The 15695-nt window shown below is 58.7% G+C and carries 12 protein-coding genes; 10 read left to right on the forward strand and 2 right to left on the reverse strand.

The genetic code is table 11. The features are described from left to right. Positions 1-149 precede the first annotated feature (149 nt). Together gspD and A3OQ_RS23470 are read left to right on the forward strand one after the other, a co-directional pair. A complete protein-coding gene (gene gspD, locus A3OQ_RS0108445; protein WP_244427114.1) occupies positions 150-2522 on the forward strand; it encodes a type II secretion system secretin GspD in 2373 nt (790 codons plus the stop codon). A gap of 147 nt (positions 2523-2669) precedes the next feature. Beyond that, positions 2670-3131, forward strand: coding sequence for a prepilin peptidase (locus A3OQ_RS23470; RefSeq protein ID WP_244427115.1), 462 nt, complete (start codon positions 2670-2672; stop codon positions 3129-3131). A gap of 215 nt (positions 3132-3346) precedes the next feature. Here A3OQ_RS23470 and A3OQ_RS24335 read toward each other — a convergent pair whose 3' ends face one another. After that, the gene (locus A3OQ_RS24335) at positions 3347-3766 is read right to left on the reverse strand and encodes a hypothetical protein (protein WP_152428364.1); all 420 of its coding nucleotides are present in this window, start codon (positions 3764-3766) and stop codon (positions 3347-3349) included. A 332-nt stretch (positions 3767-4098) separates the two neighbouring features. Between A3OQ_RS24335 and A3OQ_RS0108460 the strand changes: the two genes are divergently transcribed. From A3OQ_RS0108460 to A3OQ_RS0108490, 6 genes are all read left to right on the forward strand, one after another. Further along, positions 4099-6198, forward strand: a complete 2100-nt coding sequence (locus A3OQ_RS0108460; RefSeq protein WP_020174949.1) for an alkaline phosphatase family protein — start codon at positions 4099-4101, stop codon at positions 6196-6198. Positions 6199-6330: 132 nt separating this feature from the next. Beyond that, positions 6331-7011: a hypothetical protein gene (locus A3OQ_RS21755; RefSeq protein ID WP_152428365.1), complete on the forward strand. Its 681-nt coding sequence runs from the start codon at positions 6331-6333 to the stop codon at positions 7009-7011. Between the two features lie 13 nt (positions 7012-7024). Then, positions 7025-7582: a hypothetical protein gene (locus A3OQ_RS23475; RefSeq protein WP_152428366.1), complete on the forward strand. Its 558-nt coding sequence runs from the start codon at positions 7025-7027 to the stop codon at positions 7580-7582. 374 nt (positions 7583-7956) lie between these two features. Beyond that, positions 7957-8331 carry a hypothetical protein gene (locus tag A3OQ_RS24830; protein ID WP_200859995.1) on the forward strand — a complete coding sequence of 125 codons (375 nt, stop codon included), beginning with the start codon at positions 7957-7959 and terminating at the stop codon, positions 8329-8331. Positions 8332-8486: 155 nt separating this feature from the next. Continuing rightward, positions 8487-10742, forward strand: a complete 2256-nt coding sequence (locus A3OQ_RS0108485) for a TOMM precursor leader peptide-binding protein (protein WP_020174955.1) — start codon at positions 8487-8489, stop codon at positions 10740-10742. A gap of 37 nt (positions 10743-10779) precedes the next feature. Continuing rightward, on the forward strand, positions 10780-12231 hold the full coding sequence (locus A3OQ_RS0108490) for a SagB/ThcOx family dehydrogenase (protein ID WP_244427116.1): 1452 nt from the start codon (positions 10780-10782) through the stop codon (positions 12229-12231). A 28-nt stretch (positions 12232-12259) separates the two neighbouring features. Here A3OQ_RS0108490 and A3OQ_RS0108495 read toward each other — a convergent pair whose 3' ends face one another. Next, positions 12260-13078 (reverse strand): VOC family protein, encoded by an 819-nt coding sequence (locus A3OQ_RS0108495; protein WP_051116025.1) that lies wholly within the window; start codon positions 13076-13078, stop codon positions 12260-12262. Between the two features lie 204 nt (positions 13079-13282). On the opposite strand from A3OQ_RS0108495, the gene A3OQ_RS0108500 reads away from it, so the two are divergent. Then, positions 13283-13612: a hypothetical protein gene (locus A3OQ_RS0108500; protein WP_020174958.1), complete on the forward strand. Its 330-nt coding sequence runs from the start codon at positions 13283-13285 to the stop codon at positions 13610-13612. 270 nt (positions 13613-13882) lie between these two features. Continuing rightward, complete coding sequence (locus A3OQ_RS0108510) at positions 13883-15694, forward strand: NAD(P)H-dependent oxidoreductase subunit E (RefSeq protein ID WP_020174960.1); 1812 nt, start codon at positions 13883-13885, stop codon at positions 15692-15694. The last annotated feature ends 1 nt before the right edge of the window (position 15695 follow it).

Consider the following 15695-nt stretch of genomic DNA (forward strand, 5'->3'; position numbering starts at 1 on the left):
GAATGCGCTGCTCATGAACGCAGGCGATGTCGCGTCGGTGTCATTTATCAGTGTCATAGCACGGCCCGTTTTTCGCCCGAATGCGACTGCGCTTGTCTTGATGTGTTCAGGCTCGACGGTTGCGCGTTTTGGGCACGGGAGTAGTGCAAGTGCGAAGTATTGCCGTCGTGTGGCTGCGTGTTCAGTCCTTGCGGAAGTTTGGCGTGGCGGCGATCGTATTGGGCGCTTTGAGTGGTTGCATGTCGCCTCTCAATTCGCCGTTCCAGATGGCCGGAGTGGGGCCAGGTGACGCGGCCGACTCAATCCGTAATGCCGACCTCGTCGCACATTATCCGGCCAACACGGGCGGCCAGGCTCTCTTGACCGGCTCGCCGCTACGGCCGCAGATCTTTCCTGGGACAGACCCCAAACTCAACGTTCCAATGCGGTCGGCCGACGACTCTCCAGCGGGTGATGTTCAAGCCGGAACTCCGGGTTCGTCCGGCCGCAATGATGATAGCGGTATCGAGGTCAATTTCGACAATGCGGATATCCAGACTGTCGCCAAATCGATTCTCAGCGATACGCTCGGATTCAACGTCGTTATCGATCCGCGCATTCAGGGAAACGTAACGATTGCCTCAGCCACGCCTATTGCTCGGAAAGACCTGTTCGGAGCTTTCGAGAGCGTGATGCGCATGTCGAACGCGGCGGTCGTACGCGAAGGCAATCTCGTAAAAATCGTCCCGTTGTCGGAGGCTGGCGGCTCCGGTCGGATCACCCTTCACAGCGAGCAGGGATTTGGCGTGACCGTGGTTCCCTTGCGCTACACGTCAGCGGCGACGATCGTCAAAATGGCCGAAAATTTCCTCGCCAGGCCCGGCGCCTTGCGTGCGGATACGACACGGAACCTGCTGATGGTGCAGGGCACCTTGGAGGAGCGCCGGAGCGCCGTCGATCTCGTGACGAGCTTCGATGTCGAATGGCTTCGTAACCAATCGGTCGGTATCTATCCGTTGAAGTCGACCTCGCCGGATACGATGATCCATGAGCTGGAGCGCGTCTTTGAGACCGCGGAAGGCGGGCAAGGACAAGGTCTGATCAATTTCCAGCCGATCGCACGGATGAACGCCATCATGGCGGTAACGCATAACCGGAAATTGCTCGATCAGGCGACGCAATGGGTCAAACGCCTGGATCATTCCGATGCGAGCGGAACCACAATTCGCATCTATCGCCTCGAGCATGGTAACGCGCCTAAGATCGCAAAAATCTTAAATGACATTTTTGTCGGGCGCGGGAGCGGCGCGACAGCGGATGCCGCTGCCAATCAAGTGGCGCCCGGAACGAATGCCGGCCAATCGCGCCTCGACTCGATTGGCGCGGGGAGTTTCCAGTCCCAATCCAATGGCGCCAACCAGAATAGCAGCGCAAGTTCGCAATCGAGCTCTCAATCCGGTAGCTCGATTACAAACAGCTCAAGCGGCCGGACTGTGACCTCTTTTGACGATTTTACGGGAAGAGATAAAAAAGACCAAGGCGGCCAGCAAGACAGCGGCAGCTTGCCGCGTGGCGTCTTTCAAAACGTTCGCATCACGGCGGATTCGAGCAACAATTCGATTGTCATTTATTCGAACCTGGACGATTACCAGGTTATCGAGCGCTCTCTGCACGAACTCGATCGTCCGCAATTGCAGGTCGCAATCGAAGCCACCATCGCAGAAGTCACGCTGACGGATGGTCTTCAATATGGCGTACAATATTATATAGGCAGCACCGATCTCGGAGCCGGCGTCAACAACGGCTCGATCTCGCTTTCCGCCTCTCCGACAAGTGCTGTTCTGTCACAAGTCCTTCCCGGCTTGAACGTCCTGCTCGGCCAGCAGGCGGCACCGAAGCTGATCTTGAGCGCATTATCGTCGCTGACGAGTGTGAAAGTTCTGTCGGCGCCATCCCTCGTGGTAACCGATAACCAGCCGGCCTATCTGCAAGTGGGCGATTCGGTGCCGATCTCGACCGGCTCCGCTACCGTTTTGTCCTCATCGAATACGATCGTGAATACGATCACGATGCAGGATACCGGCGTTATTTTGAAGGTCTGGCCGCATGTGCATGCGAACGGCGTCGTTGACCTCGAAATAGAGCAGGAAGTCTCCGCGGTCGTCGGCGGCACCACGTCTACAACGACCAATCTCAATCCGACCATATCGGAACGCCGCGTTCATTCGACGGTCTCTGTAAACAGCGGGCAAACCGTCTTGCTTGGCGGCCTTATGAGTGAGGAGGACGACAAGACGCAGACGGGAATTCCTTTCCTGCGGCAGATCCAAGGTATTGGCGATTTGTTCGGCAATACGAACGGAAGCAAGCAGCGGACGGAGATTATCGTATTCGTCCGGCCGCGGGTCATTCGAAATGGTTTGGATGCTCAAAACGTGGCGGAAGACTTCCGCGCCGGTCTTTCGACGATGCACAGCAACGCGACGATCATAAGCGGCAGAGACGTTGGCGGTCCGGACAAGCCTCGCGTCGTCACAAAATGATGGGCGGAGCGTAGCCCGATGTCCATCATGGCTGAACAGCTCGAGGCAAGTCTTCGTCCGAATTTCACGATCCTTGTCGTCGGCACGGGGGCCGCCGCTCTTCTTTCCTTTATTTATCTTCCGTGGCCGCTCCCCGTCGCCTCGACGATGCTCGCCATCCTGATGATAGCTGGCGCGGATGTGGATGCGCGCACGTTTCTGTTACCGGACGTCGTCACTTATGGGGCAATCGTTCTCGGAATCCTCGCCGCACCGCTTGTCGAATCGGCCGATCCTTTTGACTCGACAAATCCGTGGCTGAGCATCGCATTTTCCATTCTGCGCGCGGCAGGTACGGCGTTCTGTCTCGCTTTATTGCGCAAATTTTATGATGGGTTTCGAGGCCGTGAAGGCCTCGGACTCGGCGATGTTAAACTCGGTGCAGCCGTGGGAGCCTGGCTTCCATTGGGAGCCATCCCCTTTTGTTTCAGCCTTGCGACCACTGCGGCTCTATTATCATTGGCCTTCAAATGGCGCGGGGCTGGATTCGGAAAGCTCAAACTGCCATTCGGTGCTTTTCTGTGTCCATCCCTTTGGCTTGTCTTTTTTATAGGTTCATTGCCGCTGTGACCTAATGGCTCGACGTTCCGGAGAAGGCCGTGCCCAACCGTGCTGCTGCGATAATTTTAGCCGGTGCTTTGATCTCAAGTACGGGCGCAAGCGCGGCGACTCTCACGACCGTTCTTACAGAGAAAGGAGTCTGGATCGCAATCAGGGGCGACATCATACGCGAGGACGCGGATGCTCTCGAAAATATGCTTCAAAGAGCCGATTTGGATGGCCGTTCAATAAGCGGCGTGCAACTGGATTCTCCCGGCGGAAATCTCCTTGGTGGTATTCGTCTCGCCAGAGTCGTTCGCAGTCATGCGGTTCTGACGGCAGTCGGCCGCGCTGCCGCGTGCAACTCCGCTTGTTTTCTGGTTCTCGCGGCCGGTCATCAGAAATTCGTCGATTATGCAAGCCGTGTTGGGATTCATGCCGTCGCCGACAAGCAGGGCCGGATAACCGAGGAAACCGAAGCGGCGACGAGGGCCATGGCGCGCTTTTGCGAAGAGCTCGGGGTGCCGAGGAGCGTCACGAAAAAGCTTATCGGAACACCGCCGGATCAAATCGTTTGGCTCTCGGTGAGCGACCTGCGGTCCATGGGCGTTGCCATGACAGGGCAGCAGCGCACCAAACGGCCTCACTGAGATCGCAAGACCCATGTACCGAACGGCGAGCTTCAGGACTACCAAACCGATATGAAGCCAAGCGCGTGTTCAGAACATAAGCTGCGATTCGGAATCCTTATGGACACGTGTTTTCATCGCTTCTTCGCGGCTGATACTGGCATATGCACATTTAAATACCGCCAATCATTTGCAAGTGGTATTCGGCGATGATGAGACACTCCGACGCGTCAAATATCCGCTGCTTTAAATTCAACGCACTGCATGCGGTGCCACATAATTTTATTCGATGCGATACATGAACGAATAATGGCGGTCATGTTCGCAATTTATCGAGCATGCGTTCAGCAACATCCTGGGGGATACTTATGAACGTCATACATTCTCTTCCGATAAAATGGACATTGACGACGGCGCTCAGCACATCGACGCTTGCATTGTCTCTGTCCTTGTTTTCGACGGCCGGCGATACCGCCGGTATCGAGTCCACGATTCAAAGCGCTGTCCAAAGCGAGATTAATTCTGTCGTCGGCGACATCAAAGGCGCCGCAGGTTCCAAAAATGGCGGAGGCTCCTCGAAGGACGCCGCCGACGCCTTCAAGACCAAGAGCCCGATCAAGCATGTCATCATATTGATCGGCGAGAATCGCGGTCTCGATCATACGTTCGGCGTCTACAAGCCGAAGGGAAAAGGCCAGACGATTTCGAACTATCTGTCCAAGGGCATCGTCAAGGCGGACGGTTCGCCCGGCCGCAATTTCTCTCTCGCGCAACAATATTCGGTCGCGGCGCAGCCGGCTTGGTATTTCGGTGCGCCGAACAAGGCCAAAACGCTGTACAATACCACAACGAACCTGATGCCTCAGCCGAACACGAACGGCACGCCGACGGCTCAAAGCACAACGGGCGCTCCGTTCACGAGCACCACGATTGCGAGCGTCGAAAAGGATATCGAGCCCGGCGATCTCGCGCTCCTGACGACCGGCGCGAGCGGACTGCCGCATGGTGCGCTCGACACGCGCGTGCCGGGCGCCGGCAAGCTGCCGCCGGGACCTTTCGTTCTGCTCGGGTCCAACCTCAATGACGACGATTATACCGGCGACATGACGCACCGGTTCTATCAGGCGGCCCAGCAACAAGACTGCAGCCTCGCCAATGCCACGTCGGATAACCCGACCGGCTGTCTCAATGATCTTTTCCCCTTCGTGATGGCGACCTATTCGGCCAGCAACCAAAGCCAAGGCAATGAAATGGGTTTCCTCAACGCCGAGGAAGAGGAAGCGTCTTTGTTGAAGTCGCTTGCCGACCGTTTCGCCATCAGCGACAATTTCCATCAGTCGTTTCTGGGCGGCACGGGCGCCAACCACTTCATGTTCGGCACCGGCGATGCGGGCTTCTGGAGCGACGGCAGCGGAAACGCCACGACGCCTCCGTCGAATCTCATCGCCAATCCGAATCCAAAGCCGGGCACCGTCAATCAATATACAGCCGACAACAACTTCAGCGCTTGCGCCGACGTGACGCAACCGGGCGTGCTCCCGATCGTCAAATATCTCGAAAAATTGCCCTATCCGGCAGAGCCGAACTGCAAGGAAGGCCATTACTATATGCTGGACAATACGAACCCCGGCTATCTGCCGAACGGGACGGTTGTGCCAAACCCGGCAGCCAACGGGTCGATTCCGCCCTCGCCGGTGCGTACGATCGGTGATTCCCTCACCGAAAAGAACATTTCGTGGGCCTATTTCGGCGGCGCCTATAATGATGCCGTCGCTTTGGCAAACGATGAAGTCGCGGCCAACCCGAGCAATCCGACCAATCTTTCGGCGGCGGCGGTCAACGATCCGGCGCATGCCATCGGCGTCGCCTACTGCCAGATCTGCAATCCGTTCCAATACTCAACCTCGATCATGGGCAATGCCACGCAGCGCGCGGCCCATATCAAGGACACGCAGGACCTGGTTGCCGATATCCAAAACAACACGCTTCCCGCGGTTTCCATCGGCAAGCCCGACGGCCTTCTCGACGGACATCCGCAGAGCTCGAAAATCGATCTGTTCGAAGCCTATGTGCAAAACCTTCTCGATGCTCTTGAGGCCAATCCGCATCTCAAGGCCGAGACCGCCGTCTTCATTACTTGGGACGAGGCCGGCGGCTATTACGACTCGGGCTTCATCCAGCCGCTCGATTTCTTCGGCGATGGTCCCCGCATTCCGCTGATTGCCTTGTCGCCTTACTCAACCGGCGGCACGGTCAATCACAACTATGCGGATCATGTCTCGCTGCTGAAGTTCATCGAGCGCAATTGGGGCCTCCAGCCGCTCACCGACCGCAGCCGCGACAATCTTCCCAACCCAACCGCGAAGAAGGCAAATCCCTACGTGCCGACGAATATGCCGGCGCTCGACGATTTGTTCGAAATATTCGACTTCGCGGCCGCGCCAAATCTCCAGTCCTACACGGAGTAATAGCAGCGTGATCGCGCATCGCGCTCGGGCATGCGCGTGATCTCAAGCGGCAAGCGCCGACCGGCCGTCTCAAGCCGGTCGGCGTCATATGATTGCAATGAAAATAGGATGCAAAGATCAGAGGATTCACCGATGTTAAGACACATGGAGATTGTCGCCGTTCTGCTGCTCGGAGCGCTTAACGGCATCACGCAGGCTCAGGCGCAATCGTTTTCCGCCGATCTGGTCACGGTCAATGCCGATGGCCGGGACGAAAAATCAGGAAAGGTTCTTGTGGAGAGCGGCAAGGTCCGTATCGACGCGCCTGAGCTTCCTCAAGGCTTCTTCATTCTCGAACCCTCTCTCAAAATTTCCTATTTCGTCCGGCCGTCGCAATTCGTATTCATGGACGCCAAGCAGTCCTCGCAATTGACACAGCTTCTGGTGCCGGTCGACCCTGACGCGCCCTGCGCGCAGTGGCAGATGATGGCGAAGGTCGCGGACATACCGGATTCAAGCCCCGCATGGCGTTGCGAGCGGCTCGGCGACGAGGTGCTCGACGGGCGTGCGACGTTCAAATACCGGGCTGTTTCGCCTAAAGGGGCATCGATCACCGCCTGGATAGATCCGGCGCTCAAATTTTTGTTGAGGTTCCGCAGCCAAGACGGAAGCGGCATCGATATCAAAACCATCGAGCTCGGACCGCAGGACAAGCGCCTGTTCGAAATCCCCGCCGATTACGAAAAGTTCGATCCGAAGGAATTGATCGAACGTGTCAAGCAGAGCGACGTGTGGATTGAGCCTCCAAAGGCGGCACCTCGCACTGATGAATAAGAAGAGCCACTTGATGCATTTTCATCCATTATACGTTCTTCTTGCTGCCGGCATGGTGTGCGGGCCGGCCGCTTGGGCGGACGGCTCCACGCCGCAAATGCAAGCGCCACGGCCCGACAAGGAGAATCCGGCAGCGGTCGCGTCTTTGGATCGCCTCGCGATAACGCGGGAGCGGCCGCTTTTCAGGCCGGATCGGCGGCCTCTGGCCGCGCCTCCCAAGGTCGCCGATGCACCGCCGCCCCCGCCCGCACCGCCCGCGGCTCCGCCGCAAGTGTCGCTGTCGGGTGTGGTCGTGGATGAGAAGGGACCCCGCGCGCTATTGCGCTCTGATCCTTCCGGCAAGATTGCGCCCGCGCGGCTTGGCGACGACATTGGAGGCTGGCGCATTACCGAGATTGAGGATCAATATATGGTGATGTCGCTCGACAATCGTACTGTCAGAGTCTCGCTCTTTGCTGGCGATCACGGCGGAAGGCAAGTGGCGATTGTTCACCAGTCCGACCGCGTCTTCGAGGTCAATGCCGCCGGCGTTCTGCGATCCCATCGCGTACGCCGTGCAGCCCACCGATGAATCCCTCGAAAATTATCTAGACAATTTTATTCAACGTCGCGGCTGGTTCGCTCTGGCTTCGCACTTCTGCATGCGCCAGAAGCGGCCACTGACCGAACATCGGTCGGCGACAGTTTTGATGAAGGAACCACACGGCGCGGGACGGTATTGTTCAGTTAAAGCTTGTGTTTCAGGCGATCGCACTCGCTCTAAAAAAAATCGTGCTGAGGCCCGCTATACAGGAGAACGAAAAGCGCTATAAATACGCCTATACGTTAGTTTTTTTCGCGTCTGGCCAAGGAAATTTGAGGAGGTATTCTGTTATGTCTCAAGCGACTCGCCCTTCGAAAAGAAAGCAACCAAGCAAAGTCATATCCGTGCTCGGAATCGCCGGCATGTCTTTCGCTGCATCGGCCGAAGGCTCGGTCGCGGGTGTCGTGCCGGTGAGCACCACGCCGTCTCACCTCTTCACGCTCGATGACGAGGAAATTTCTGACGTCAGCCTTGCGACCTTCCATTTGTACGATAATGAGAGCCTCGCAAAAACGCAGTCCGGCCTGATACAGATGGCTAGAGGCTGCGGCTGTGGACATGGCTGCGGGCATGGCGGTGGCAGGGGCTGCGGCGGCTTCCGGGGCTGCGGCGGCAGAGGCTGTGGCGGCTGCAGAGGCTGCGGCGGCGGCTGGAGAGGCTGCGGCATTGGCTGGGGCGGCTGCGGCGGTTGCGGTTGGGGCTGGTGCATATCGCGCGGCGGTTGCCACGCTTGCTAGGCAGCGCGGTTTCCGATTGCTGACAGATGCATGACATGACCGGGGCCAGCCACGCCAATGGCGCTTGGCCGGGCCCGGCTCCTTCCGATTGAGAAACGCCGCCTTGCGCTTGCACCGGCGGTCGGGGGATAGACCACGGTGCGCGTGCGAACTTCATGACAGGTGATCGCGAGAACGGGTTCGCTTTGCCCAACGACAGGGCTATTGCGCAATTCGCACCGAATTTCACCGTCTATCTGCTGCCACCCGATGTGGTCTGCCTCTATTCCGAAGACCGCAAGTTTCTGCTTCACGGTGAGCTCTATTGCGCGCTTGCCGTCGCGATCGGCGAAGGCGGAAGAAGCTTTCGCGACATCATCCGCGAGCTGGAACAGCATTTTCCGGCCGAGCCGATTCGCGAAGCTTTAAAACGGCTCATTGAGCGCCGCTATATCCTGACCGCGCCGCGCGCTTTGACTCCCGTCGCAGCGGCCTATTGGGTGAGCCTCGGCCTCTCGCCGGAGACGGTCGAGAAAAATCTCCAGAAATGCCGTGTCCGCATTCAAGCGATCGAGGTCGATGGCGCAAGCGAACTCGAAGCCGCTTTGAAAGAGCTCGGCGTTCGCGTGGTCAAGCGCACGCCCGACATGACGATCACCTTGGTCAATGATTACCTCGAAGCCGAATTGGTGGAGGTGAACCGGCAGCATTTGGCGGAGGGCACACCTTGGCTGCTCGTCCAGCCCTCCGGGATTTTCCCGCTGGTCGGGCCGGTGCTCAGACCTGGAAGCGGCGCCTGCTGGACCTGCATTGCCGAGCGGATGAAACGGAACCGCGAGATAAAGGCGCTTCTCGACCGCAGAGATGCCTATTGTATCGCCGTCTCTCCCTTGGCCCAGCATTCCTTCGGGCAAAGCGCGATCCAGCTCGCGGCTTTGGAGATCGCAAAAGCGATCGCCAGCGATTTCCGCACGGATTTGAACACGAACATTGTAAGCCTCGATCTTCTCGGCTCGACCATCGTCAAACATCATGTGGCAGCCCGCCCGCAATGCCCGGAGTGCGGCAGCAAGAAGCTGCGCGATCCGCGCCGCGCACCCACGCCGATCGAGATCGGCAAGGGCGGTAAGGGCGTGATGACGAGCAGCGGCTTCCGCAGCGTTTCGCCCGCGGCCACGGTTGCGCGCTTCCGGCGTCACGTGAGCCCGTTGACGGGTGTCGTCTCGCGCCTCGAGCGGATCCAAGCCGATGTGCCCCTGAACACGAATTATCATGCCACGCATAATTTTTCGGGGCCGACCGAGTCGGTTCACGAGCTGCGGGCGGGATTGAGCGGCGGCAGCTACGGCAAGGGCAGCACAGCCGAGCAAGCGGAAGCCTCAGCGCTCATGGAGGCGATCGAGCGCTATTCCGGCATTTTCCAGGGCGACGAGATCAGAGCCAAGAAGCGTTTCATCGATTTCGCGCCCGATGAGGCCATAGCCCCCAACGACGTCTTGTTATACAGCGAAGAGCAATTGGAGCGTGACCGTTCGCCCGATGCGATGGAGCCCGAAGCGACCCCGGAACTCTTCGATCCCTCGGCCAAGATCGACTGGTCGCCGGTCTGGTCCTTGCGGGACGGGCGTTTCAAATATCTTCCGACGAGCATTCTCTATTTCTTCTACCGCGGGCCAGCTTCCTTCGGCGCCGATTCGAATGGCTGCGCGGCCGGCAATACGCGTGAAGAGGCAATCGTCCAAGGCTTTCTCGAACTGGTCGAGCGGGATGCCTATGCGATCTGGTGGTACAATAGATTGCAGCGGCCGGAAGTGGATCTCGACCAGTTCGACGACTCCTATATCCGCGCCCTGCGCAAGCAGCTCACGCAGACTGGCCGAAGGCTTTGGGTGCTCGACCTCACCAACGATCTCGGCATTCCAACCTTCATCGCGATCACGCATTGGATGCAAGACGGGATGGAGAACATCGAATTCGGCTCCGGCGCGCATTTCGACAAACGCATCGCCTTGATGCGGACGCTGACAGAACTCAATCAATTTCTGTCTTTGGGCTTCCTGGGCGGTGGGACTGGGGAGAAATCAAGCCTCGACGGCATCAATCCTTTGCGCCTCGAGGAATATCCCTATTTGATCCCGGGAGGCGTTCCTTTGGTGCAGCCGGACCTCGGCGCGAAGTTCGGCCATCTCGACACGCATGAGCAGGTTGCCGCCTGCGTCGCGCTGACGAAAGAGGCCGGCCTCGATTTCCTTGTGCTCGATCAGACGCGGCCTGACATCGAAGTGCCCGTCGTGCGCGTGATCGTCCCGCACTTGCGGCATTTCTATCGCCGTTTCGCGCAAGGCCGGCTTTATGACGTGCCGGTGAAACTCGGATTGCGCGACAAGCCGATCCAGGAACAGGATCTCAATCCGATTTTTCCGCATACCTGAAAGCCGTCCAAGCTTGCGCGCTCCCAAACCAGAGAGAGTGCGACGGACCGTTCCGGTGCATCTTGCCGCGCGGTTGCAGGCTCATGCAAGACTCGAAGTGCATGCGAGCGGCGAACTCTTCGCTTATGTCGATGGCTATCCGATAAGCATAGGACGCTTCGGCGCAGGTGCCGTGGAACGTGCACAAGAGCTCCGCAAGGGTCTGCCGTTTGCCTCCTTTTCGGCGACTGGCCGAAAGATCGAGAAGGAAGTTGATCTTCTTGTCAGACGTCTCGCCGAAAGCGGCCTATTAAATTATTGCCTCGCGTGCACTGCGACGGGCGAGGAGCTTCTCGTCATCGAGCCGCAGGTCCAAGGTTACTGGCCGTGCATGGCGCAAATCGGCGCCGCGGATCGTCTCGTCCTTTCGCGATTTGCCTATATGCGACGGCGCGGCAGCGAGCTGGTGCTTGAGTCGCCACGCGCCGGCGCCTTGTTCAAGATCTGCGATCCGAAGATAGCTGCTGCTTTAGCCATGCTCTCGGTGCCGCAACAGATCAAGGATCTGCGCCTTAAGGCGGATTTTCCAGGCCTCGAGCTTTTCGCTCTACTTCTGGATAGCGGAATTCTTTTCAAGCCCGATGCCGGGGGCAACGGGCTGCGGATGGAGGAGGGCGATCAGACCCTCGTCCCTTGGGACTTCCACGATCTTCTCTTCCACACGCGCAGCACGCAAGGCCGGCACGCCAATCCGCTTGGCGGCACCTATCCCTTTGCCGATGTCCTTCCTCCGCTGCCGGCCGTGCGGCCCCGCTGGCCCGGCAAAAAGATCGATTTGAGCAAAGCCACGACGGCGTCCGAAACAACACTGTCGCCGCTGGCAAAGCTGCTGCGCCGGCGCGTTTCGACGCGCGCGTTCGATACTGCGAATCCGATCACGCTCGCCGAGCTTTCGCAGTTTCTCGACGGCGCTGCGCGTATTTTATCGGTCTTGAAGGCCGCTCCCGACCTCGACGACGGCGGCCATGCGGTCAGACCCTATCCCTCAGCGGGCGCCGCCTATGAGCTCGAACTCTATCTGGCGGCCGATAAATGCGAAGGCCTTGCGCGAGGCTTCTATCATTACGATGCCGGCATGCATGCGCTGGTGCCGATCGCGGTGCAGAAGCACGATCTCGATACGCTGCTCACAGGATCGCAATATACGATGGGGGCGCCAGCGCCGCCGCAAATCCTCATCACCATTGCTGCGCGCTTCGCCCGCATGTCATGGAAATATAGCTCGATAGCCTATTCGCTCATTCTGAAGGACGTCGGCGTCTTGATTCAAACGCTCTATCTGATGGCGACGGATATGGAGCTCGGCGGCTGCGCACTCGGGATCGCGGATATCGATCTCTTCGCGAAGATGACGGGGATCGCCTTCCATGTCGAAGGTCCGGTGGGTCAGTTCGTCCTCGGCCGCGGCGCAAAGCCTTTCGGGCAGGGCCAAGCGGCCGGCGCGAAATGATGTTGCGCAGGGCACGACGCAGCGGACTTTATTTGCGCAGGTCGGGATAGCCAGGGACGTAATAGCCGACCGGCTTGCGCACACGCCTGTCGAGCAGCGCGAATATTGCGCCTTGCGGATCGGTGCAATGGACGATCAGGGAGCCGCCCGGCACTTCCATTGGACCGTAGAGGATTTCGCCGCCGCCCGCCTCGACGCGCTGAGCCGCTGCCTCGACGTCGGTGACGTTGAAATAATAGAGCCAGAAGGGATAGGGCAGGGTCGGCGGCTTGGTGAACATGCCGCCGCTCGTCTCGCCCGCGGCGGAGAATTGCTGATAGGTGCCCATCGCACCTTCTTGGGCCTCGGCCTTTTGCCATCCAAAGAGCGCGGTGTAGAAAGCTAAGGCCTTTTCCCAATTGGCGGCGAGCAATTCGTGCCAGCCGACGCGCCCCGGCGCGGTTAGCGGGGCGAGAGGCGTTTCGCCGGATTTCCGCCATTTGATCAAGGCGAGCGTCGTTCCTTGCGGATCGGCGATGATCGAGAAGCGACTGATGTCGGCGACATCGGTAGGTGGAACATGCACCATTCCGCCAAGCGCCTTGACCCGCAGGGCGGCGGCATCGACATCGTCGACACCGACATAGCCGATCCAATGCGGCGGCACACCGGCGCGACTTGCCTCCGCGGGCAGGCTCATCAGCCCCGCAACGGGAGAATCTTCAGCGGTCAATATTTGATAGGCCGACCCGGGTATGGAAGCGTCTCGTGCGCGCCAGCCCAACACATCGGCATAAAAGGCGCGCGCCGCTTCCATGTCCGTTGTCATCAGCTCGTACCAGATAAAACGGCCGTGCGACTGGGGCATGCCTTGGTCTCCGTTGGGCTTTGCCGGGTGCTCTGCCTCGTCACGTATCACCTCTCGCCGGCTCCCCGGTTTTCACCCGGCCGCGGCTAAAAAGCGATGCGGATTTATTACCGCTCGTTCATCATTTGGCGTAAACCCGCTCGCACGATAGAGCCGGACTGTCTATTATGACGCCTCGGATTGACTACCGGCCGAGACTCTAAATTGCATCCGCTCGTTTTTATACAGACGAACAAGTTTCTCGCCATAGCCGCTCTTTTGCCGGCCGCCGGAGTCGTCGCCTATGGCGCCTTCATTTCCGTGACCGAAAAGCCGCCGCATCCGTCCCTGGAGCAGCAGGATTATGTCAGCAAGACTTATAGGCTGAGCTATGCGGATGGCCAGAAAGCCATGTTCAAAACGGATTACGGGGCGTCTCTGGTGTTCATTGGATCGCCTTTAGGCGAAACCGGACGTGTCACGGAAATCGCCAAGCACGCCAATGGCTGGGCCGTGTCCACCAGCAAGGGCTATATTTTTACCGTAACCCGCTAAAACGCGCCGTCGATTTCGACCGGGAGCCCCTGGGAGGGGTGAGCGGCGAGCCCCCGTTTGGATCCTTTAAATTCGAAACCACTTTTCGAGGCGCTTCTCGATCAACATGAGCGCTGGCGGCATTTCCAATCGTCCAAGCGGAAAAATCCGACACTTCGTTGCAACATTTATGAACGCGCGACCAAGCTGCATCTCATGAGGCTTGACCAAACAAGATTTGATGCCTGTAAAATCTTCGCGGCGATAGTTCTTTTGGGCTAAGATGAATCGATGACCAATAGCTCCACCGAGGCCGTGAACGAAATCGTCATGGAATTCGCGGCTGATCGCAGCCGTCTGATGGATATAGCTTTGGCGGTCCAGCACCGCTTAGGCCATATCTCCGATGAATCGATCCAGCTCATCGCAGCGGGGCTCGCAATTCATCCTGTTGAAGTCGAGGATATGGTGTCGTTCTATGCGTTCCTCGACCGGGAACCGCGCGGCCGCAACCGCATACGCCTCTCCAACACACCCATTTCACGGATGAAAGGCGCGCTAGAAGTCGCACGCGCTTTTGAAGAGGCGCTTGGAATATCGCTTGGCGAAACATCGGCGGATCATGCGTTCACGCTCGAGTGGACGAGCGATATAGGCATGGCGGATCAAGAGCCCGCCGCCTTGGTCAATGACATGATTGTGACAGTGCTTGCCCCGGAAGATGTTCCCGGCATTGTCGCTGCTCTGCGGCAATCTGGAAATAAGGACAGTCTGCCTCCCTTTCCGCCGCGTGCGGCGCAAGCGGCGAGCCTGCCAAAAGCCTCGGTGCGGTCGGGTCTCGTTCAGCCAGGGCCCTTGTTGACGGATTTAAAAGGCCGAGCCGAGGGGATCAAAGCCGCTCTCAGTTTGACTCCGGACAAAGTGATCGAGGAGATCGCCGCTTCCAAGCTTCGGGGCCGGGGCGGTGCTGGCTTTCCTACCGCCATGAAATGGCGTCTGACTCGCAAGTCGGCGGGCAACGAGCACTATGTTCTCTGCAATGCGGACGAAGGCGAACCTGGGACATTCAAAGATCGCATGCTGCTATCCGATTTCCCGGATCTTGTCTTCGACGGCATGACGGTTGCGGGCTACGCGCTTGGTGCGCGCCATGGCATCGTCTATCTCCGGGGCGAATATGCTTATCTGTGGGAGAAGCTTCAGCGCATCCTCGAAACGCGTCGCGGCCTCGGCCTGCTCGGTGCCAATATTTGCGGCCGCGAGGGATTTGATTTCGAGATCAGGATCCAGCTTGGCGCCGGCGCTTATATTTGCGGCGAGGAATCCGCGCTGATCGAGTCGCTTGAGGGCAAACGTGGAGCGCCGCGCGACCGGCCGCCCTTTCCGACCGAGCATGGCTACCTTAAAGAGCCGAGCGCGGTCGATAATGTCGAGACCTTCGTTTGCGCGGCTCGGATCATGGAGAAAGGTGCGCCCTGGTTCGCGAGTTACGGTACCAAGCAATCGACCGGCACGAAACTGATCTCTGTTTCCGGCGATTGCGAGAGGCCTGGCGTTTACGAGGTGCCGTTCGGGATTACGGTCAACGAAATGCTCGATCTTGTTGGCGCGTCCGGCGCGGCATTTGTTCAGATGAGCGGCCCTTCCGGTCAGGCGATCGCGCCAAAGGATTTCGGACGGCGCATCGCCTATGAGGACCTCTCGACCGGCGGATCGGTCATGATTTTTGGACCGCAACGCGACGTGCTCGACATTGCCCTGCAATTTACCGATTTCTTTGTCGATGAATCCTGCGGCTGGTGTACGCCCTGCCGGGTCGGCACAACGCTGCTGAAGCAGGGAATGGAAAAAATTATAGGCGGCCGTGCGAGCCTTGCGGACATCCGCGCGACCGAGGCGCTCGCCAATACCGTCGCGCGTATGAGCCGCTGCGGATTGGGGCAGACAGCGCCAAACCCGATTCTGACGACTATGCAGAACTTTCCCGAGCTTTATGAAGCAAGGCTGGCGCCCGAGGCCTTCGTGCCTCGTGTCTCGCTCGACGATGCTTTGCGCGAAGCCATCGAAGTTCAGGGGCGCGAACCCGTGCGACAGGAGAGCTGAT

This window comes from Methyloferula stellata AR4, from assembly GCF_000385335.1.
Classification (GTDB): Bacteria; Pseudomonadota; Alphaproteobacteria; order Rhizobiales; family Beijerinckiaceae; genus Methyloferula; species Methyloferula stellata.

What these genes read in the sequence shown, in the direction of transcription:
- A3OQ_RS23470 (WP_244427115.1), top strand. Translation starts at nt 2,670, where the DNA reads ATGCTCGCCATCCTGATGATAGCTGGCGCGGATGTGGATGCGCGCACG.
- A3OQ_RS24335 (WP_152428364.1), bottom strand. Translation starts at nt 3,766, where the DNA reads ATGGGTCTTGCGATCTCAGTGAGGCCGTTTGGTGCGCTGCTGCCCTGT.
- A3OQ_RS0108460 (WP_020174949.1), top strand. Translation starts at nt 4,099, where the DNA reads ATGAACGTCATACATTCTCTTCCGATAAAATGGACATTGACGACGGCG.
- A3OQ_RS21755 (WP_152428365.1), top strand. Translation starts at nt 6,331, where the DNA reads ATGTTAAGACACATGGAGATTGTCGCCGTTCTGCTGCTCGGAGCGCTT.
- A3OQ_RS23475 (WP_152428366.1), top strand. Translation starts at nt 7,025, where the DNA reads ATGCATTTTCATCCATTATACGTTCTTCTTGCTGCCGGCATGGTGTGC.
- A3OQ_RS24830 (WP_200859995.1), top strand. Translation starts at nt 7,957, where the DNA reads ATGTCTTTCGCTGCATCGGCCGAAGGCTCGGTCGCGGGTGTCGTGCCG.
- A3OQ_RS0108485 (WP_020174955.1), top strand. Translation starts at nt 8,487, where the DNA reads ATGACAGGTGATCGCGAGAACGGGTTCGCTTTGCCCAACGACAGGGCT.
- A3OQ_RS0108495 (WP_051116025.1), bottom strand. Translation starts at nt 13,078, where the DNA reads ATGCCCCAGTCGCACGGCCGTTTTATCTGGTACGAGCTGATGACAACG.
- A3OQ_RS0108510 (WP_020174960.1), top strand. Translation starts at nt 13,883, where the DNA reads ATGACCAATAGCTCCACCGAGGCCGTGAACGAAATCGTCATGGAATTC.